This window comes from Burkholderia sp. WTPI3, from assembly GCF_021483755.1.
Taxonomy (GTDB): domain Bacteria; phylum Pseudomonadota; class Gammaproteobacteria; order Burkholderiales; family Burkholderiaceae; genus Burkholderia.
In genome coordinates, this window is the sequence record NZ_JAGIXF010000072.1 from 14,070 (window position 1) to 33,008 (window position 18,939).

Genomic DNA, 18,939 nt, shown 5'->3' on the forward strand with positions numbered 1-18,939 from the left:
AGGCCAAAACGTGCACGACACGAATCGGGCCTAAAATGATGGCTCGGAGGCGGTGCCCGCGCCGCCTCGCTTCGCTGCCGCGCTCGCGCGGCCCGTGAGAACCCCGGCGCCCCGCGCCCTCCTCCCGAATCGCCATGACTACCGCACTCGACCAGCTGAAGCAGTACACGACCGTCGTCGCCGACACGGGCGATTTCCAGCAGCTTGCGCAGTACAAGCCGCAGGACGCGACCACGAACCCGTCGCTGATCCTGAAGGCCGTCCAGAAGGATGCGTACAAGCCGATCCTCGAGAAAACCGTCCGCGATCATCGCAACGAAAGCACCGACTTCATCATCGACCGCCTGCTGATCGCGTTCGGCACCGAGATCCTGAAGCTGATCCCGGGCCGCGTGTCGACCGAGGTCGACGCGCGCCTGTCGTTCGACACGCAGCGCTCGATCGACAAGGGTCGCGAACTCATCAAACTGTACGAAGCCGCCGGCATCGGCCGCGAGCGCATCCTGATCAAGCTCGCGTCGACGTGGGAAGGCATTCGCGCGGCAGAAGTGCTGCAGAAGGAAGGGATCAAGTGCAACATGACCCTGCTTTTCTCGCTGGTGCAGGCCGCCGCGTGCGCGGAAGCCGGCGCGCAGCTGATCTCGCCGTTCGTCGGCCGCATCTACGACTGGTACAAGAAGCAGGCCGGCGCCGACTGGGATGAAGCGAAGAACGGCGGCGCGAACGATCCGGGTGTGCAGTCGGTACGTCGCATCTACACGTACTACAAGACGTTCGGCTACCACACCGAAGTGATGGGCGCGAGCTTCCGCACGACGAGCCAGATCACCGAGCTCGCGGGCTGCGACCTGCTGACGATCAGCCCCGATTTGCTGCAGAAACTGCAGGACAGCACCGACACGGTGACGCGCAAGCTGTCGCCGGACGCGCTGCACGACAAGCCGACCGAGCGCGTCGCGATCGACGAGGCATCGTTCCGCTTCCAGTTGAACGACGAAGCGATGGCGACGGAAAAACTTTCCGAAGGTATTCGCGTGTTCGCCGCCGACGCGGTGAAGCTCGAGAAGCTGATCGACGCGCTGCGCTGAATCGTGCAGCCCGCGCCTGCCGCTGTCAGTTGAGCTGTCAGCAGCACTGACAACAGGCGTCAGCAGGCATCGCCGACGGCCGCGAACCCTGTGTTCGCGGCCGTTTTATTTTTCATTCCACCGTCAAGCGCGCGCACTACAATCCACGTCACGAGTGCGCCGGCCGCGTCCCGGTGCGCTCTTCCCGGTCAATCTTGGATGTACCCGAGCCGGCGCCGACGTGCCTGCCCGGACCACAGGAGACAACGATGCAAGTCCAACCGTATCTGACGTTCTACGGCCGCGCGGAAGAAGCCCTTCAGTTCTACGAAAAGGCGCTCGGCGCGAAGACGATGTTCAAGATGCACTTCAAGGATGCGCCGCCGAACCCCGATTACCCGATGTCGCCGGAGATGGGCGACAAGGTGATGCATGCGAGCTTCACGATCGGCGACTCGATGATCATGTGCTCGGACGGCGACTGCAGCCAGCCGAGCGGTGGCGCGCACGCGGGCTATTCGCTGTCGCTGAACCCGGCAACGGTCGACGAAGGCCGGAAGCTGTTCGATGCGCTCGCCGACGGCGGCGAAGTGACGATGCCGTTCGGCAAGACGTTCTGGGCGCTCGGCTTCGGGATGGCGAAGGACCGTTTCGGCGTGCACTGGATGGTCAACGTCGAGGACCTGTCGCAACGCGACGCTCTCGCGAAGCGCGCGGGCCAGTAACACCCGCGCACCAAGCAAAACGCCCGCGACTTGCGTCGCGGGCGTCGTGTCGAAACTGCAACAGAAGGCGGGCCGATCAGCTCTCGACGACGTCGAGATAATCCTCCGGCCGCGTGCGGTCCTCCGCATGCGCCATGCCCATCACACGCACCAGCACGCTCACCACCACCGACACCACCAGGTTCACGATCAGCGACCACACCGCCGCGTAGCCCGGAATCGCGAGGCCGAACAGGTGGATCGTGAAGATCGAGCCGGCCAGCTTCAGCGAGATCGCCATCCACGTGCCGCACACGATGCCCGCGGCCCAGCCGACCAGCAGGCCGCGATGGTCGAGCACGCGCGTGTACAGGCCGAGCACGATCGCCGGCAGCGTCTGGATGATCCAGATCCCGCCGAGCAGTTGCAGCTGAATCGCATAGGTCAGCGGCAGCCCGAGGATGAACGCGACCGCGCCGACCTTCACGATCAGCGACACAAGCTTCGCGACGTGCGTCTCCTGCTCGTGCGTCATGTTGCGGTTCACGAACTCGCGGTGAATGTTGCGCGTGTACAGGTTCGCGGCGGCGATCGACATGATCGCCGCCGGCACCAGCGCGCCGATGCCGATCGCCGCGAACGCGACGCCGACGAACCACGACGGGAAGTAGTTGAGGAACAGCGCGGGCACCGCGAAGTTCGGGCCGAACGCCTTGAAGTACGGCGCGTACTGAGGCATGTCCTTCACGCCGGATGCGAGCGCCATGTAGCCGAGCAGCGCAAGCAGGCCGAGCACGAACGAATACGCGGGCAGCATCGCCATGTTGCGGCGGATCGTGTTGCCCGACGACGACGACAGGATCGCCGTGACCGAGTGCGGATACAGGAACAGCGCGAGCGCCGAGCCGATCGCGAGGGTCGCGTACGCGCTGTAGCCGTTCAGGCTCATCGCATCAGGCGCCTTGAGCAGCAGCTTCGCGGGCGGCACCGCCGCGAAGATGTGGCCGAAGCCACCGAGCTTCGCGGGGATCACGATGATCGCCGCGGCGATCGTGATGTAGATCAGGATGTCCTTCACAATCGCGATCATCGCCGGCGCGCGCAGCCCCGACGTGTACGTGTACGCGGCAAGAATCGCGAATGCGATGATGAGCGGCAGGTCGCCGACGAAGCCGGTCGTGTCGAAACCGAGCGCACCGATCACCACTTCGATGCCGACGAGCTGCAGCGCGATGTACGGCATCGTCGCGACGATGCCCGTCACCGCGATCGCGAGCGCGAGCATCCGGCTGCCGTAGCGTGCGTTGACGAAATCGGCTGCCGTCACGTAGCCGTGACGCTTGGCGATGCTCCACAGTTTCGGGAACACGACGAACGCGAACGGGTAGATCAGGATCGTGTACGGCAGTGCAAAGAAGCCCATCGCGCCGGCACCGAACACGAGCGCGGGCACCGCGACGAACGTATAGGCCGTGTAGAGATCGCCTCCGAGCAGGAACCATGTGACGATCGTGCCGAAGCGGCGACCGCCGAGGCCCCATTCGTCGAGATGGGCGAGATCGCCGCGCCGCCAGTTCGCGGCGAGAAAACCGAGGACCGTGACGCCGATGAACAGGAGAACGAATACGAAGGTAGCGCCGAGATTCATCGCGCACCTCCTTGCGTGCCGTTCGCCTTCCACGCGTTCTTGGTCTTGTGATACACGAACGCGGTGATCACCGCGCTAATGAACACCCAGAGCAACTGGTACCAATAGAAGAACGGAAAACCCAACCATTGCGGTTCGATCTTGCTGTACGACGGCACCCAGACCATCGCGATCAGCGGCACCACCAGCAGCCAGAGCCAGCGCTTGGCGGCCCGATTGGCGTCGGCATCGTGAGCCATGACGTCTCCTCATCTTTCCCGGTTATCGATCTTGTTGAGCGGGTACGGCGGCGAGAGGAGCGACAAAACGGGTAAGCTGCGGCTCCCCTGGCTTCGCGCCAGTATAGGAGCCGCGAGCGCGCGGTCAAGCGGGGGCGAACCCGAGGTGATCCGCCCCTAGTCATGCGGTTGCACCGGCATGCGGCCGGCGCGCGAGCGTCAGATCGCGAACGAGGATTCGCGTGCGCCCGTCGTTTCTTTCAAAGCTTTCACCCACTTGCGCGCGGGCAGCTTCAGCGTGTCCTCGATCAGCTTCGCGCGGGCTTCCAGTTGCGCATACGGCACGTCGAGCGCCGGGCCCGAGAACGCGATCGCGATCCGGTTGCCATCGTGCACTTCCGGCAGCGCGATCACGCGGTGGTCGAACGCCGCGCTCAGGTGCTTCATGTTGCGCACGAAACTCGGATGGTCGCCGAACAGGTTGATCGTCGCGATGCCCGCATCCGCGAGGCAGCCGCGCACCGCACGGTAGAACGCGACGCTGTCGAGCACCGGGCCGCGCGCGGTCGCATCGTACAGGTCGATCTGAAGCGCGCCCGTCGTGCCGCGATTGGCCGCGTCGTTGACGAAGTCCCATGCGTCGGCTTCATGCACGACGAGGCGTGCGTCGTCGGGCGGCAGCGCGAACATCGTGCGCGCCGCGACGATCACGGCCGGGTTCAGTTCGACCGCCTCGACCTTCGCGTGCGGCAGGAAGCGGTGCGAGAACTTCGTCAGCGCACCGGTGCCAAGCCCGAGCTGGACGATCCGCTCGGGCGTTTCGAGGAACAGCAGCCACGCCATCATCTGCTGCGCGTACTCGAGTTCGATATGCAGCGGCTTGGAGATCCGCATCGCGCCCTGCACCCATTCGGTGCCGAAGTGCAGGAAGCGCACGCCGCGCTCTTCAGAGAACGTGACGGGCGCGAAACGCGGCTTGCGCGGTGCGTCGAGGACGGGCACGTCGTCGTGTTCGTCGATCTCCGGGCGGCGCTTCACGCGCGGTGGCTGGAGCTTTTCGGAACCGTTGTACGCGGACGGCTTGCGTTGCTTGAACGCGCGCGCCTCGGCGGACGCGCGCTTGATCAGTCGGGTCATGTTGAATCTCGCTGGGTGATGCTGGATAAGCGGACGAGAGGATAGCATTGGTGGGGCGCCGGACCGTCGGAGGAGTGCGCGGCTCGTCGGCTGGCCATTCGGGCGACTTGCAGGCGACAGGGGCACGCGGGATAATGTATCGCAATTGCGACGCAAAAGAGATCACGATGAAAACTGCGACTTTTCCATCTATCCGGGTCGAGCCGGAATTGCGCGATGCCGCAGAGAATGTCCTTCAGGAAGGCGAATCACTGTCGAGCTTCGTCGAGCAATCGATTCGCGAAGGCATCGAACGTCGACGGCTCCAAAGCGAATTCATTGCGCGCGGCATTGCATCACGGGATGAAGCTCGACGGACCGGCGAGTATGTCTCTTCGTCCGAAGTGCTGGAACGGCTGGGTCGACGACTCGATACGCTGCGTGACAGGAAGCGGCAGACTCGATGACCTATACGGTTCGCTTTACGTCCGACGCATCGGACGACCTGGACCGGCTTTATGCTTTCGTCGTCGACCGTGACGATGCGGAGGTCGAACGGGCTGAACGCGCGTTGTCAGCCATTGCGTCAGGAATCGCCACGCTTGAATCGTCGCCGTTCACCTGCCGCAAAGTTCATCCGTCCATGCCGTTTCTCCGGGAACTGATCATTCCATTCGGCGCATCCGGCTACGTCGCATTGTTCGAGATCGACGACGGCCAAACGGTGACGATCCTTGCAGTCCGCCACCAGCGGGAAAGCGACTACCACTGACGACGAGGAATCACATGACCTCGAACGGCAAGAAGATCTGGTTTCCGGCGAAACGCTACGGCTGGGGATGGGGGTTGCCGGTCGCGTGGCAAGGGTGGGTCGTGCTGCTGCTGTTCGTGATCGGGATCATCGCGAGCGCGTGGCTGGCACCGCCGCACCGGTCGCCGGTCGCGTACGGTGCGTGCATCGTGATGCTGATCGCGCTATTGACCGTCGTGTGCTGGCTCAAGGGCGAAAAACCCCGGTGGCGATGGGGAAAGGACAAGTAGGTGTGCGTCGGGGACAATGGACGCCGCCGCCGCTCGATTCGGCGTCAATCGGGTATCGCCCGCCACTGCACCAGCTTCTGCTCGAACGACAACATCGCGTTCGCCGGGCTCGACGACGGCAGCACGAGCGTGTCATACCCGGCCTGCCCGATCACGTCGGCAAAACGCCCCGCCGTCTTCCCGTTGAAACACACCTTCTTCAGCAGCGGCGCATGCTCGCGCAACGACGCGAAGTCGTTCGGTTTTGCATGGCGGATCGCGGAATCGAGACTGCCTTCGCGGTGGCAGGCATCGAGCACATCCCAGATGCCGATGCCGTGCGACAGCACACGTTTGAGCCGCGCGTCATACGCAAGCTCGTGCAGTCCGGGCTCGTCGAGCACCGCGCCCAACAGCCGCCAGAACTGATTGCGCGGATGCGCGTAATACTGCGCGGCATCGAGCGACGCCTCGCCCGGAAAGCTGCCGAGAATCATCGTATGCGTATTCGGCCCGACGACCGGCGCAAAGCCTTGCAGCATCACACGCCTGCGCGCGGCCCGACGGATCGCGGCCCGTCGCCGTGCGCATCGAGATGACGCCACAGCGCGGGCAGCATGCATTCGGTGACCATCAACGGCTTGCCGTGACGCTGGAACACCGAACGCCGCGCGGCAAACGCATGCGGTGCCCGCTCGCCCGCGAGCGCATGGCTTGCGAGCGCGTACAGCGGATGCCCGGCGATCACGCGCCGGCTGACAAGCGCCGAGCGCTCGACCTGCGGATCGCTGTACAGCAGCTCCGCGAGCGGTCGCGTGCGCAGCCGCCGCATCGCCTGCCAGACTCCCTTGCTGGCCGCTAGCGGCGCGATGCTGTGCGCGGCGACGTACGGCGTGCCGTCGACCGACAGGATCACCTCGCGCACCCACATCGGCGCGCGCGGCGCGCTGTCGAGCGCCGCCGGCTCGTCGAACCACGGGCAATCGACGGCCTCGCGCGTCACGCGCACCTTCACGCCGCCGGGCCGCGCGAGGTGCGCGGTCAGCGAGCCGCCGCGCGTCAGCCAGTCGCGCTGGTCGAGCGTGCAGCCGGGCCGGGGCGTGTCGCGCCAGCCCGCCTGTGCGCCGTCGAATCGCATCCGCACGTTCACGCGGTGCGCGACAGCAGCAGCGCGTTGGTCCGCTTCACGAAGCTCGCCGGATCGTCGAGCATCCCGCCTTCGGCCAGCAACGCCTGATCGAACAGCAGATGGCACCAGTCGCCGAAATTGGCGCTGTCGGCATTCAGCTGCTTCACGAGCGCGTGCTCGGGATTGATCTCGAGAATCGGCTGCATCGCCGGCGCATTCTGACCGGCCGCCTTCAGCATCCGCTGCAGGTAGCCGCTCATGTCGTTGTCGTCCGCGACGAGACACGACGGCGAATCGGTCAGCCGGAACGTGACGCGCACTTCCTTCACCTTGTCACCGAGCGCTTCCTTCATCTTCTCGACGACCGGCTTGATCGCCTCGCCCGCCTGCTCCTGCGCCTTCTTTTCCTCGTCGTTCAGCTCGCCGAGGTCGAGATCGCCGCGGGCGACGCTCGCGAGCGGCTTGCCGTCGAATTCATGCAGGAACGACAGCATCCATTCGTCGACGCGATCGGTCAGCAGCAGCACCTCGACGCCCTTCTTGCGGAACACTTCGAGATGCGGGCTGTTCTTCGCGGCCTGCCACGTATCGGCGGTCACGTAGTAGATCTTGCTCTGCTCGGGCTTCATGCGCGACACGTAGTCGGCAAGCGACACGTCCTGCGCGTCGGTATCGCCATGCGTCGATGCGAAGCGCAGCAGCTTCGCGATGCGCTCGCGGTTCGCGTGATCCTCGCCGAGGCCTTCCTTCAGCACCTGGCCGAAGGCACCCCAGAACGTCTTGTACTTCTCCTTGCCGGCATCCTCTTCCGCGTTCGCCAGCTCTTCGAGCATCGACAGCGCACGCTTGGTCACGCCTTCGCGGATCGCCTTCACGTCGCGGCTTTCCTGCAGGATTTCACGCGACACGTTCAGCGGCAGGTCGGCCGAATCGACGACGCCTTTCACGAAACGCAGGTATTGCGGCAGCAACTGCTCGGCGTCGTCCATGATGAACACGCGCTTCACATACAGCTTCAGGCCGCCGCGATAGTCGCGGTTCCACAGGTCGAACGGCGCGTGCGCCGGCACGAACAGCAACTGCGTGTATTCGCTGCGGCCCTCGACGCGGTTGTGCGTCCACGTGAGCGGATCCTGGTGGTCGTGCGCGATGTGCTGGTAGAACTGCGTGTACTGCTCGTCGGTGACGTCGCTCTTCGAACGCGTCCACAGTGCACTCGCCTGGTTGACGGTTTCGTCCTCGTCCTTCAGGACCATCTCGCCCTTTTCCTGATCCCACTCTTCCTTCTGCATCAGGATCGGCAGCGCGATGTGATCGGAATATTTCTGGATGATCGACTTCAGGCGGTGCGACGACAGCAGTTCGTCCTCGCCTTCACGCAGGTGCAGCGTGATCGTCGTGCCACGCTGCGCGCGCTCGATCGCGTCGATCGTGAAATCGCCCTCGCCCGCGCTTTCCCAGCGCACGGCTTCGCTTGCCGGCAGGCCCGCACGGCGGGTCTCGACGGTGATCCTGTCGGCGACGATGAAGCCCGAATAGAAGCCGACGCCGAACTGGCCGATCAGCGCGGCGTCCTTCTGCTGGTCGCCGGACAGCTTCGTGAAGAATTCCCTGGTGCCCGAACGCGCGATCGTGCCGAGGTTCGCGATCGCCTCGTCGCGGCTCATGCCGATGCCGTTGTCCTCGATCGTGATCGTGCGCGCGGCCTTGTCGAAGCCGATGCGGATACGCAGGTTCGGATCGCTCTCGTACAGCGCGTTATTCGCGAGCGCTTCGAAACGCAGCTTGTCGGCCGCGTCGGACGCGTTCGACACCAGTTCGCGCAGGAAGATTTCCTTGTTGCTGTAGAGCGAATGAATCATCAGGTGGAGGAGTTGCTTGACCTCTGCCTGAAAGCTCATCGTTTCGTGTGCCATGGATGCTGTTTCCTCTTACTTGAACTTGAATGGTGTGGCGCAGGCGCCCGGCGCGCGATGCCGGCGGGCCCGTCAAGGACAACCGCCTGGCGCAAGCGGTTTGCGCGGGTATCTGGGGACGCGCGCCGCGATTTCAAGGGGCGGCGCGCCGCGGCGTCACGATGCGCGCCGCGCCGCCGATTCGATATAGCGCGCGAGAAACCCCGGCAGCGCCGGATCGCCGCAGTTCGCGACGTTAAAGCGCGTCCACGTCGACGGCGACTGCTGCGGCGAGAACAGGCTTCCCGGCGTCAGCAGGAAGCCTGCCTCGTGCGCGGCGGCCGCGAGCGCGTCGGAATCGACGCCCGTATCGGCCCACAGGAACATCCCGGCCGCGGGCATCGTGAAGAGCTTCAGCCCGGTGCGCTCGAGCATCCGCGCGGTCTTGTCGCGCACGCCGTCGAGCCGTGCGCGCAGGCGCTCGACGTGACGCCGGTAATGCCCTTCGGTCAGGATCTTGTAAAGCACGCGCTCGTTGAGTTCCGGGGTCGTCATCCCGACCAGCATTTTCTGGTCGGTGATCGCCTTCGCGATCTCCGGCGCGCATGCGACGTAGCCGACCCGCAGGTTCGCCGCGAGCGTCTTCGAGTAACTGCCGAGGTAGATCACGCGCTTCAGCTGGTCGAGGCTCGCGAGCCGCGTGGCCGGGTAGCTCGGCGGGCACAGGTCGCCGTATACGTCGTCCTCGACGACGAGGAAGTCGTACGCCTCCGCGAGCTTCAGGATCCGGAACGCCTGCGCGGCCGACAACGACGTGCCGGTCGGGTTCTGCAGCACCGAATTGATCACGAGCATCTTCGGCCGCCACATCTGCACGAGCGTCTCCAGCGCGTCGAGATCGGGGCCGTCCGGCGTGTACGGCATCCCGACGAGCTGCGCACCCTGCGACGCGAAACGGCCGAACATCTGGAACCATGCCGGATCGCCGACGATCACCGCATCGCCGGGCTGCACGTAGATCCGCGAGATCAGGTCGATCGCCTGCGTGATGCCCGACACCAGCACGAGCTGCTCGGGCTTCGCGCCGATCTCGACTTCCGCGAGCCGCGTCTGCAGTTGCTGACGCAGCGGCAGGAAGCCCTGCGGCGTGCCGAAGCCGAGCATCTGCGCGCCGGACTGGCGCCCGAGCGCGCGCAGCGAGCCGGTGATCAGCTCGCCGTCGAGCCAGCGGCCCGGCAGGTAGCCCAGACCCGGCCCTTTTTCCGGACTGGCGGTATGCAGCATGTTGCGCAGCAGCCAGACGACGTCGATCGTGTTGTGTACCGGCGCGGCCTCCGCCACGCGTGCCACGCTGTCGACCGGCTGCGGGCCGACGGCCGTGCGCTCGCGCACGTAGAAACCGGAACCCCGCCGCGAATCGAGATAACCCTGCGCGACGAGCCGTTCGTATGCCTCGACGACGGTGAAACGCGACACGCTCTTGTCGAGCGCGAGCTTGCGGATCGACGGCATGCGCATGCCGGGCCGGAACACGCGCTCGTCGATGCGGCGCCGCGCCCACTGGACGAGCTGGTCGACGAGCGTGAGCGTGGCCGTGTCGTGCGGCGCGGGAATCTGGGCGAGGGGAACGGTGAACATGGGCGGCGCTCCAACTGTACCGAAGGCTATCGCGGCGATTGTACCGTTACTGTGCCGGTGCGGACGATTACAGTTGACCGGAATGGCGCGCGTGCGGCCGCCGCTGCGGCCCTGCCGCACTGACGCCGCGCCGGCCGGCCTGCCGCGCGGCCCGTGCGCCGGCGGGTTCCGCAACCGCCCGGCGCCTCGCCCGACTACCATGACACTTCCGCTTCCCGACCGACGTTCATGCCAGCCCGTTCCCTGACCCTCGACCATCTCGTGATCGCCGCGCGCACGCTCGACGAAGGCGTGCGCCACGTCGCCGACGCGCTCGGCATCGAACCGGCCGGCGGCGGCCGCCATCCGCTGATGCGCACCCATAACGCGCTGTTCGGCGCATGGGGCGGCCTGTACCTCGAAGTGATCGCGATCGATCCGGACGCGCCCGCCACGGGCGACGACGGCACGCCGCCGCGCACGCGGTTGTTCGGCCTCGACGATCCGGCGATGCGCGAACGGCTCGCGCAGGGGCCGTTCCTCGCGCACTGGGTCGCGCGCGTCGACCGCCCGCGCCAGCTCGCGCTGTGGCAGAGCCAGTATCCGGCCCGGATCGCACCGGTCGTCGCGATGCGGCGCGGCGACCTCGGCTGGGGCCTCACGGTGCCCGACGACGGCGCGTTCCCCGCATGGCAAGGCGCCGGCGACGGTCTGCTGCCGTCGCTGATCCAGTGGGACAGCCCGCGCCACCCGGCCGAATCGCTGCCGAGCGACGGCGTCGCACTGAAGGCGCTCAAGGGCGCCCACCCGCGCGCGGACGCGCTCCGCGAACAACTCGACTGGCTCGGTGCCGCCCACCTGCTCGATCTCGAGACCGCCGACGGCCCGCCCGCGCTCGTCGCCGAATTCGACACGCCGCAGGGCGCACGCACGCTGCGCTGACGCTGCACGCACGGCCGCCCTTCCCGTCACACCCTACGCACCTCACGAATACGGAGACACCCACGACATGAATTCGCGCGAAACCCGGGGCATGCTGCTCGGCCTCATCGGCGTCATGATCTTCAGCCTGACGCTGCCGATGACGCGTATCGTCGTCTCCGAACTCAATCCGCTACTCAACGGGCTCGGCCGCGCGCTCGCCGCGGCGGTACCGGCCGGCCTGCTGCTGTGGTGGCGCCGCGAACGGCTGCCCACCCGCGCGCAACTGAAAAGCCTCGCGGTCGTGTCGGCCGGCGTGATCATCGCGTATCCGGTGTTCTCCGCGTGGGCGATGAAAACCGTGCCGGCGTCGCACGGCGCCGTCGTCAACGGCCTGCAGCCGCTGTTCGTCGCGCTGTACGCGGCATGGCTGTCGCACGAACGGCCGTCGAAGGCGTTCTGGGCCAGCGCACTGGCCGGCAGCGCGCTCGTGATCGCGTTCGCGTTGCGCGACGGCGGCGGCACCGTGCAGGCGGGCGATGCACTGATGCTCGTCGCGGTCGGCATCGGCGCGCTCGGCTATGCCGAAGGCGCGCGCCTCGCGCGCCAGATCGGCGGCTGGCAGGTAATCTGCTGGGCGCTCGTCGTGTCCGCGCCGTTCCTCATGCTGCCGGTCGGCTGGCTCGCATGGATGCAGCATGCCGCGCACCCCGGCCCGCTCGCGCTGCGCACGTGGCTAGCGTTCGTCTATGTGACCCTCTTTTCGCAATTCATCGGCTTTTTCGCGTGGTATGCGGGGCTCGCCATGGGCGGCATCGCGCGCGTCGGCCAGGTGCAATTGCTGCAGATCTTCTTCACGATCGCCTTTTCCGCGCTGCTGTTCGGCGAGACGGTAACGTCGTCAACGTGGCTGTTCGCGGCCGCCGTGATCGCGACCGTCATGCTCGGCCGGCGCTCGTCGGTGGCCACGGCCCCGCGCCCCGCTCGCGCCGGTTGATGAGGTGCGCCATAATGTTCGTTTTGCCTGAACGGTTTTGCCCACCCAGCCGCGACGGCCTGATCGCGCTCCCGCGTGCCCACCCGGCCGCGTCGACGCAATCTGCCTGACCGACCTTTCTTGACTGACCACGATATCCGAACGAGGAGACTATGAATCCGAGCGACCTGCATCCGCCGCACTGGCAGCTTTCCGAACGCGCACGCAAGCTGACGAGCTCCGCGATCCGCGAGATCCTGAAGATCACGGAACGCCCCGAGGTCATCTCGTTCGCCGGCGGCCTGCCCGCTCCCGCGACGTTCCCGGCCGAACGCATGCGCGCCGCGGCCGACCGCGTGCTGCGCGACTCTCCCGCCGCGGCGCTCCAGTACAGCGCGACCGAAGGCTACCTGCCGCTGCGCGAATGGATCGCCGAACGCTACAGCGTGCGCGTGTCGCAAGTGCTGATCACGACCGGCTCGCAGCAGGCGCTCGACCTGCTCGGCAAGGCGCTGATCGATCCGGACAGCCCGATCCTCGTCGAAACGCCGACCTACCTCGGCGCGCTGCAATCGTTCTCGCTGTACGAGCCGCGCTACGTGCAGGTGCCGACCGACGAGCAGGGCCTGCTGCCCGAAGGCCTCACGCCCGAACTGACGCAAGGCGCGCGCCTGCTGTACGCGCAGCCGAACTTCCAGAACCCGACCGGCCGCCGCCTGCCCGTCGAGCGCCGCCGCGCGCTCGCCGCGTTCGCGCAGTCGAGCCCGTTCCCGGTGCTGGAAGACGATCCGTACGGCGCACTGAACTACCAGGGCGAGCCGCTGCCGACGATGCTGTCGATGGCGCCGGACCATGTCGTGCACCTCGGCACGTTCTCGAAGGTGCTCGCACCGGGCCTGCGGATCGGCTACATCATTGCCCCCGAAGAACTCCACTTCAAGCTCGTGCAGGCCAAGCAGGCCACCGACCTGCACACGCCGACGCTGACGCAGCGCATCGCGCACGAAGTGATCAAGGACGGCTTCCTCGACGAACACATCCCGACGATCCGCCAGTTGTACGGCGCGCAATGCGAGGCAATGCTCGCGTCGCTCGCGCGCCACATGCCGGAAGGCGTCACGTGGAACCGCCCGGACGGCGGGATGTTCATCTGGGTGAACCTGCCCGCGCGGATCGACAGCATGAAGCTGCTCGAAGCGGCGGTCGAGAACCACGTCGCGTTCGTGCCGGGCGCGCCGTTCTTCGCGAACGATCCGCAGCAGAACACGCTGCGCCTGTCGTTCGTGACGGTGCCGCCCGAAAAGATCGAGGAAGGCGTCGCACGCCTCGGCAAGCTGCTGCGCGAGCGTCTCTGATCCCCTTTTTCCTGTCACGCACGACTCTCTACGAGGAATCGAACACATGGCTAACGTCTACGACAAACTGAAGTCGCTCGGCATCGAGCTCCCAACCGCCGGCGCACCGGCCGCCGCCTACGTGATGAGCGCGCAAAGCGGCAACACGGTCTACCTGTCGGGCCACATCGCGAAGAAGGACGGCAAGGTCTGGGCCGGCAAGCTCGGCGCCGATCTGCAGACGGAAGACGGCAAGGCGGCCGCCCGCTCGATCGCGATCGACCTGCTCGCGACGCTGCACGCGCACACCGGCGACCTGAACAAGGTCACGCGCATCGTGAAACTGATGAGCCTCGTGAACTCGACGCTCGAGTTCACCGAACAGCACCTCGTCACGAACGGCGCGTCGGAGCTGATCGCGGAAGTGTTCGGCGATGCGGGCAAGCATGCGCGCTCGGCATTCGGCGTCGCGCAGATTCCGCTCGGCGCGTGCGTCGAGATCGAACTGATCGCCGAAGTTGCGTAACGCAACCGTCACGATGACCGGCCGCCGCGTTCGCTTCAAGCAGGTCGACGTCTTCACGTCGGTGCCGTTCAAGGGCAATGCGCTTGCCGTGGTGTTCGACGCCGATTCGCTCGGCGACGACGACATGCTCGCGATCGCCCGCTGGACGAACCTGTCGGAAACGACGTTCGTCTGCACGCCGACGGATCCGGAAGCCGACTACCGCGTCCGGATCTTCACGACGGGCGGCGAGCTGCCGTTCGCCGGTCATCCGACGCTCGGCACCGCGCACGCGTTCCTGGAAAGCGGTGCGCGACCGCGCACGCCGGGCCGGCTGATCCAGCAATGCGGAGTCGGCCGGGTCGAACTGCGCGAACGGGCCGATGGCTGGGCATTTGCCGCACCGCCGGCACGGTTCACGCCGCTCGACCGCACCGACTACCCGGCACTGGCAACCGCATTGCGATGCGATGCGATCGATCCGGATACCGAACCGTGTGCGGTCGACAACGGCGCGCCCTGGCTCGTCGTGCGGTTGACGTCGGCCGACGCCTGCGTCGGCCTCGCCCCCGATCAGGCCGCATTAGAGGCAATCACCCATCGCTATGGCACGGACGGCCTTGCGGTCTACGCGCCGCACCCGGATGGCGGCCCCGCCACGTTCGAAATCCGCTGCCTGATGACGGGCGGCAGCTTCGGCGTCGGCGAGGATCCCGTCACCGGCAGCGCCAATGCCGCGCTGGCCGGCCTGCTGAGCCGCCAGCAACGCCGCCCCGGCCCTTCGTATACGGTGCGCCAGGGCACGGCGATCGGCCGCGACGGCCGCATCTTCGTCCACTATGACGACGACGACACGATCTGGATCGGCGGTCACGTCGTGACGGTCGTGGACGGCACGTTCCAGGCGCCCGCCTGACGTTTCGCGATGTGCGACGGTGCCGGCCAAGCCGGCACCCTACGATTCCCCCGTCTATCGCAAAAGCCGTCCAGCCAGTAATATCGGGCCTAATCCGTCGCTTCGGCGGGTCTGTCCATGGTTGCGCATCCCGCGAACGAACAGACGCCGGTGCGCCCAACCATAGCCGGCCATCCCGACGGGGGATGGCTCACGCGAGCAGGACGCCGCCCTTTTCGATGAGCTCCGCCCGGTCTAACCACACGCCGCCGAACCGGCCGCTACGCGCGCCGCGCAAATCGCGCCGGCGTGCGCTGTTCGCGATCCCGCTGCTCGGGATGCTGGCGCTCGCGCTGCTGTGGGCCGTGATCATCGCGCGACTGTCGGTCGAAAAGGACAGCGCGTACAAGGAAGCGGCGGCATCCGCCGCCATCCTGTCGTCCGCGCTCGAACAGCATACGGTCAAGGCAATCCACCAGGTCGACCAGATCACCCGCTTCGTCAAGTTCGAGTTCGAGAAGTCGCCCGCGCATTTCAACCTTGCGAGCGCAGTCGAAAAAGGCGTCGTGCCGAGCGACACGCTGATCCAGGTCTCGCTCGTCAACGCGAAGGGCATCCTGTTCGCGAACACCGCCGAACTCCATCCGAAGCCGATCAACCTGTCCGACCGCGAGCACTTCAAGGTGCATCTCGCGAACAACGACGACCGCCTGTACATCAGCAAGCCGGTGCTCGGCCGCGTGTCGAGCCACTGGACGCTGCAGATGACGCGGCGCCTGAACAACCCGGACGGCAGCTTCGCGGGCATCGTCGTCGTGTCGGAAGACCCGAGCTACTTCACGAACGACTTCTACAACAATGCGGCGATCGGCAAGGAAGGCGTGATCGCCGTCGTGTCCGACACGGGCGCCGTGCTCGCGCGCCGCACCGGCTCGGTGAGCAACGCGCCGGGCGCGTTCTCCGCATCGGGCGTCTACCCGATCGCCGAGCGCGTGACGGGCACCATCATCGACCCGCTCGACGGCGTGACGCGCATCGTGTCGTACCGCCACCTCGACGGCTACCCGCTCGCGGTGATGGTCGGGCTGTCGCAGACCGAGGAATTCGCGGACTACTACCACACGCGCAACGTCTACCTGCTGATGACGAGCTTCATCACGCTCGCGATGCTCGCGTTCTTCGGCGTCGCGACGGGGCTGATCGGCAAGCTGCTCGGCCGCGAGCGCGAGATGACCCAGCTCGCCGAATACGACCTGCTCACCGGCCTCGCGAACCGCTACGCGACGCTGCGCGGGCTGCGCAACGACGTGTCGATGCCGTCGAGCCTGTCGCGGCTCGGCCTGCTGTTCATCGATCTCGACAACTTCAAGACCGTCAACGACACGCTCGGCCACAACGCCGGCGACATCGTGCTGCAGATGACCGCGTCGCGCCTGTCCGATGCGGTCGGCGACGAAGGCTCGCTCGCGCGGATCGGCGGCGACGAGTTCGTGGTCGTGATGAAGGGCGACGACGTCGAACGGCGCGCGGTGCGGCTCGCGGAAGCGATCATCCGGTTGTTCAGCGAACCGTTCGACGTGCGCGGCAGCTCGTTCGTCCTGCATGCGAGCATCGGCATCGCGCTGCACACCGTCGCGAACGAAAGCGAGATCGATCTGCTGAAGAAGGCCGACCTCGCAATGTACAGCGCGAAGGACGCCGGCAAGAACTGCTATCAGTTCTACGCGCCGCACCTGTCGCACCGCGCGGATCACCTGATGCGCTGGGAACAGCAATTGCGCGTCGCGCTCGCCGAAGGGCAGCTCTTCCTCGCCTACCAGCCGAAGATCGACCTCACGCAGCGCACGATCACGGGCTTCGAGGCGCTCGCGCGCTGGGATCATCCGGAGCACGGCATCATCTCCGCGAACGAATTCATTTCGATCGCCGAATCGACCGGCCTGATCGTGCCGATCGGCGACTTCGTGATCCGCACCGCATGTGCGCAGATCGCGCGCTGGCGCGACGACGGGCACGACACCCTGACGCTCGCGGTCAACATCTCGCCCGTGCAGTTCTGGCGCGGCGACCTGATCGAGACGATCTCGCAAGCGCTGCTCGATACCGGCATCGACGCGAACCGGCTCGAGCTCGAAATCACCGAGACCGCGATGATGGAATATCCGGAGCTCGTCTCCGAGAAGATTGTCGCCCTGAAAAAGCTCGGCATCCGGATCGCGCTCGACGATTTCGGCACCGGCTACTCGTCGCTGTCGTACCTGCACCGCTTCTCCGTCGATACGCTCAAGGTCGACCGCTCGTTCGTGCAGGCGATCCCGAACGATCGCAGCGTATGCGTGATGGTGTCGTCGATCGTGCATCTCGCGCGCTCGCTCGGTCTCACGGTCGTCGTCGAAGGCACCGAAACCGAGGAGCAGATCGCATGGCTGTCCGCGCTCGGCGAGATCGAAGCGCAGGGCTTCCTGTTTTCGCGGCCCGTACCGGCCGACGCGATTCCCGCGTTGATCGAACGCTTCGGCGTGCGCGGCGAGCAAGCGAACGTGATCGCACATCGCGCGGCCGGCAACGCCGGCGCGTAAGCACACCACACACCGCACACGGCACGCGTCGTGCCGCACGCCGATCATTTCGGCTTCCGATCCGATCGTTTAGTTCATTAACTAGCGTTTTCGCGCATGGCAGTGTCACGATGCGCGGCGGACAATTGGGAGGGCCATCGTGCCGGCAGGCCGCCGGCATGTCCCTATGCGCGAGATCGGGCCCTGCGCCAACAGCACAATCATGACAACCGTCGAAGTCGAAGCGGCCGAACGTGTCGAGCGGGCACAGGCATCCCTGTGGACCTTGTTCAAGGTCGTCGCCGGCATTTCCGCGGTGTCGTGGGGCGGGCTGTCGATGATGGCGCAGCTCGAACGTCACTATGTCGACCGCTTGCAGCGCATCGAGCCGCACCAGTTCGCCGATCTCGTCGCGCTCGCATGGCTCGTGCCAGGTCCGGTCGGATGCAACGTCGCGGTGCAGGTCGGCCAGACGCTGCACGGGCGCGCCGGCGCATGGATCGCCGGCATCGCGAGCGTGCTGCCGTTCTTCGTACTGATGACGCTGTTCGCGACCTTCTATCGCACGCCGCTCGTGCGCTCGCTCGCCGCGCCGATGCTGATCAATCACTTCGGGATGGTGCTCGCCGCGCTGATCGGCGTCACGTGGCTCAAGCAGTTGCGCACGCTTGCGCGCACGCGGCTCGAACAGCTGATCGCCGCGCTGTCGACGATTCAGCTCGCTTTCGCGCATAGTCCGGCTGCGTTCGTCGGGATTCTCTGCGCTGCGTTTGCGGCAGGCTGGCTCACCGGGCCGCCGCAACACGACGCAATCGATTTCACGCTGTCCCGGCGCGATCGCAACCTGCTCGTGCTGCTCGCCGTCCTCGTCGCGCTGTTCGCGCTGCCGCTGCCCGGCGACTACCAGATGGCGCTGCTGTGGCCGCGGCTCGCGGGCGCCGGCATGACGCTGTTCGGCGGCGGCTTCTCCGCATTGCCCGTGCTCAAGGCGCTATTCGTGTCGCCTGCGACCGGCATCTCCGATCACGACTTCACGCTCGCCTTCGCGTTGTCGCCGGTGTCGCCGGGGCCGCTGCTGAACGTCGTGCCGTTTCTCGGCTACCTGACCGACGGCTGGGTCGGCGCGCTGTTCGCGACCGCCGCGCTGTTCATTCCGTCGGGTTGTCTCGTCGTGTTCGCGAAGAACCACCTGTTCCGGCTCAAGCGCCATTCGCGCTTCGAGCACGGGATGCGGCTGCTGCGCGCGGCGACGACGGGCTTTCTTGTGGTCGCCGTCGTGAAGATCCTGCATCGCGAACCGGCCGATCCCGTCTATTGGCTCACGGGCGCGTTCGCG

The 18,939-nt window shown here is 66.3% G+C and carries 19 protein-coding genes; 12 read left to right on the top strand and 7 right to left on the bottom strand.

Annotated elements, in window-relative coordinates; translation table 11 throughout:
* The first annotated feature begins 134 nt into the window (after positions 1–134).
* Positions 135–1,088 (top strand): transaldolase, encoded by a 954-nt coding sequence (gene tal / locus J7024_RS28555; protein ID WP_124827640.1) that lies wholly within the window; start codon positions 135–137, stop codon positions 1,086–1,088.
* 248 nt (positions 1,089–1,336) lie between these two features.
* Positions 1,337–1,792: a VOC family protein gene (locus J7024_RS28560; protein WP_124827641.1), complete on the top strand. Its 456-nt coding sequence runs from the start codon at positions 1,337–1,339 to the stop codon at positions 1,790–1,792.
* Between the two features lie 76 nt (positions 1,793–1,868).
* Here the strand turns inward: J7024_RS28560 and mctP are convergent, their stop codons facing one another.
* From mctP to J7024_RS28575, 3 genes are all read right to left on the bottom strand, one after another.
* A complete protein-coding gene (gene mctP / locus J7024_RS28565) occupies positions 1,869–3,419 on the bottom strand; it encodes a monocarboxylate uptake permease MctP (protein ID WP_124827642.1) in 1,551 nt (516 codons plus the stop codon).
* Positions 3,416–3,658, bottom strand: a complete 243-nt coding sequence (locus J7024_RS28570) for a DUF3311 domain-containing protein (RefSeq protein WP_096502081.1) — start codon at positions 3,656–3,658, stop codon at positions 3,416–3,418. Before J7024_RS28570 ends, mctP begins: the two co-directional genes overlap by 4 nt.
* Before the next feature lie 198 nt (positions 3,659–3,856).
* Positions 3,857–4,774: a spermidine synthase gene (locus tag J7024_RS28575; protein WP_234745659.1), complete on the bottom strand. Its 918-nt coding sequence runs from the start codon at positions 4,772–4,774 to the stop codon at positions 3,857–3,859.
* Between the two features lie 167 nt (positions 4,775–4,941).
* Between J7024_RS28575 and J7024_RS28580 the strand changes: the two genes are divergently transcribed.
* The 3 genes from J7024_RS28580 to J7024_RS28590 are packed head-to-tail and all read left to right on the top strand — an operon-like array spanning position 4,942 to position 5,794.
* Positions 4,942–5,220 carry a YlcI/YnfO family protein gene (locus J7024_RS28580; protein WP_124827644.1) on the top strand — a complete coding sequence of 93 codons (279 nt, stop codon included), beginning with the start codon at positions 4,942–4,944 and terminating at the stop codon, positions 5,218–5,220.
* Positions 5,217–5,525, top strand: coding sequence for a type II toxin-antitoxin system RelE/ParE family toxin (locus J7024_RS28585; RefSeq protein WP_124827645.1), 309 nt, complete (start codon positions 5,217–5,219; stop codon positions 5,523–5,525). The genes J7024_RS28580 and J7024_RS28585 overlap by 4 nt, the downstream gene beginning before the upstream one ends.
* Positions 5,526–5,539: 14 nt before the next feature.
* Positions 5,540–5,794, top strand: coding sequence for a hypothetical protein (locus J7024_RS28590; protein WP_124827646.1), 255 nt, complete (start codon positions 5,540–5,542; stop codon positions 5,792–5,794).
* A 44-nt stretch (positions 5,795–5,838) separates the two neighbouring features.
* On the opposite strand, the gene J7024_RS28595 is transcribed toward J7024_RS28590, so the two are convergent.
* The 4 genes from J7024_RS28595 to J7024_RS28610 form a co-directional block, all read right to left on the bottom strand.
* Positions 5,839–6,315: a DNA-deoxyinosine glycosylase gene (locus J7024_RS28595; RefSeq protein WP_175770395.1), complete on the bottom strand. Its 477-nt coding sequence runs from the start codon at positions 6,313–6,315 to the stop codon at positions 5,839–5,841.
* Complete coding sequence (locus tag J7024_RS28600; protein WP_234745660.1) at positions 6,315–6,911, bottom strand: chorismate--pyruvate lyase family protein; 597 nt, start codon at positions 6,909–6,911, stop codon at positions 6,315–6,317. The genes J7024_RS28595 and J7024_RS28600 overlap by 1 nt, the downstream gene beginning before the upstream one ends.
* An 8-nt stretch (positions 6,912–6,919) precedes the next feature.
* Complete coding sequence (htpG, locus tag J7024_RS28605) at positions 6,920–8,818, bottom strand: molecular chaperone HtpG (RefSeq protein ID WP_124827648.1); 1,899 nt, start codon at positions 8,816–8,818, stop codon at positions 6,920–6,922.
* 156 nt (positions 8,819–8,974) lie between these two features.
* Positions 8,975–10,435: an aminotransferase-like domain-containing protein gene (locus J7024_RS28610; protein ID WP_124827649.1), complete on the bottom strand. Its 1,461-nt coding sequence runs from the start codon at positions 10,433–10,435 to the stop codon at positions 8,975–8,977.
* Between the two features lie 228 nt (positions 10,436–10,663).
* Between J7024_RS28610 and J7024_RS28615 the strand changes: the two genes are divergently transcribed.
* From J7024_RS28615 to J7024_RS28645, 7 genes are all read left to right on the top strand, one after another.
* Complete coding sequence (locus tag J7024_RS28615; RefSeq protein WP_124827650.1) at positions 10,664–11,356, top strand: VOC family protein; 693 nt, start codon at positions 10,664–10,666, stop codon at positions 11,354–11,356.
* A 67-nt stretch (positions 11,357–11,423) separates the two neighbouring features.
* On the top strand, positions 11,424–12,332 hold the full coding sequence (locus J7024_RS28620; RefSeq protein ID WP_124827651.1) for a DMT family transporter: 909 nt from the start codon (positions 11,424–11,426) through the stop codon (positions 12,330–12,332).
* A 152-nt stretch (positions 12,333–12,484) separates the two neighbouring features.
* Complete coding sequence (locus J7024_RS28625) at positions 12,485–13,666, top strand: aminotransferase-like domain-containing protein (protein WP_124827652.1); 1,182 nt, start codon at positions 12,485–12,487, stop codon at positions 13,664–13,666.
* 46 nt (positions 13,667–13,712) lie between these two features.
* Positions 13,713–14,171, top strand: a complete 459-nt coding sequence (locus J7024_RS28630) for a RidA family protein (protein ID WP_124827653.1) — start codon at positions 13,713–13,715, stop codon at positions 14,169–14,171.
* A 13-nt stretch (positions 14,172–14,184) separates the two neighbouring features.
* The gene (locus J7024_RS28635; RefSeq protein ID WP_124827728.1) at positions 14,185–15,066 is read left to right on the top strand and encodes a PhzF family phenazine biosynthesis protein; all 882 of its coding nucleotides are present in this window, start codon (positions 14,185–14,187) and stop codon (positions 15,064–15,066) included.
* A 218-nt stretch (positions 15,067–15,284) separates the two neighbouring features.
* Positions 15,285–17,624 (top strand): bifunctional diguanylate cyclase/phosphodiesterase, encoded by a 2,340-nt coding sequence (locus J7024_RS28640; RefSeq protein WP_124827654.1) that lies wholly within the window; start codon positions 15,285–15,287, stop codon positions 17,622–17,624.
* A 202-nt stretch (positions 17,625–17,826) separates the two neighbouring features.
* Positions 17,827–18,939, top strand: a 1,113-nt coding sequence (locus tag J7024_RS28645; protein WP_234745661.1) for a chromate transporter, incomplete at its 3' end; no start/stop codon positions are given.

Coding starts and splice junctions, on each gene's coding strand:
- J7024_RS28595 (WP_175770395.1), bottom strand. CDS start 6,315: ATGCTGCAAGGCTTTGCGCCGGTCGTCGGGCCGAATACGCATACGATG.
- tal (WP_124827640.1), top strand. CDS start 135: ATGACTACCGCACTCGACCAGCTGAAGCAGTACACGACCGTCGTCGCC.
- J7024_RS28635 (WP_124827728.1), top strand. CDS start 14,185: ATGACCGGCCGCCGCGTTCGCTTCAAGCAGGTCGACGTCTTCACGTCG.
- J7024_RS28625 (WP_124827652.1), top strand. CDS start 12,485: ATGAATCCGAGCGACCTGCATCCGCCGCACTGGCAGCTTTCCGAACGC.
- J7024_RS28620 (WP_124827651.1), top strand. CDS start 11,424: ATGAATTCGCGCGAAACCCGGGGCATGCTGCTCGGCCTCATCGGCGTC.
- J7024_RS28590 (WP_124827646.1), top strand. CDS start 5,540: ATGACCTCGAACGGCAAGAAGATCTGGTTTCCGGCGAAACGCTACGGC.
- J7024_RS28580 (WP_124827644.1), top strand. CDS start 4,942: ATGAAAACTGCGACTTTTCCATCTATCCGGGTCGAGCCGGAATTGCGC.
- htpG (WP_124827648.1), bottom strand. CDS start 8,818: ATGGCACACGAAACGATGAGCTTTCAGGCAGAGGTCAAGCAACTCCTC.
- J7024_RS28630 (WP_124827653.1), top strand. CDS start 13,713: ATGGCTAACGTCTACGACAAACTGAAGTCGCTCGGCATCGAGCTCCCA.
- J7024_RS28570 (WP_096502081.1), bottom strand. CDS start 3,658: ATGGCTCACGATGCCGACGCCAATCGGGCCGCCAAGCGCTGGCTCTGG.
- J7024_RS28560 (WP_124827641.1), top strand. CDS start 1,337: ATGCAAGTCCAACCGTATCTGACGTTCTACGGCCGCGCGGAAGAAGCC.
- J7024_RS28600 (WP_234745660.1), bottom strand. CDS start 6,911: ATGCGATTCGACGGCGCACAGGCGGGCTGGCGCGACACGCCCCGGCCC.
- J7024_RS28610 (WP_124827649.1), bottom strand. CDS start 10,435: ATGTTCACCGTTCCCCTCGCCCAGATTCCCGCGCCGCACGACACGGCC.
- mctP (WP_124827642.1), bottom strand. CDS start 3,419: ATGAATCTCGGCGCTACCTTCGTATTCGTTCTCCTGTTCATCGGCGTC.
- J7024_RS28585 (WP_124827645.1), top strand. CDS start 5,217: ATGACCTATACGGTTCGCTTTACGTCCGACGCATCGGACGACCTGGAC.
- J7024_RS28575 (WP_234745659.1), bottom strand. CDS start 4,774: ATGACCCGACTGATCAAGCGCGCGTCCGCCGAGGCGCGCGCGTTCAAG.
- J7024_RS28640 (WP_124827654.1), top strand. CDS start 15,285: ATGAGCTCCGCCCGGTCTAACCACACGCCGCCGAACCGGCCGCTACGC.
- J7024_RS28615 (WP_124827650.1), top strand. CDS start 10,664: ATGCCAGCCCGTTCCCTGACCCTCGACCATCTCGTGATCGCCGCGCGC.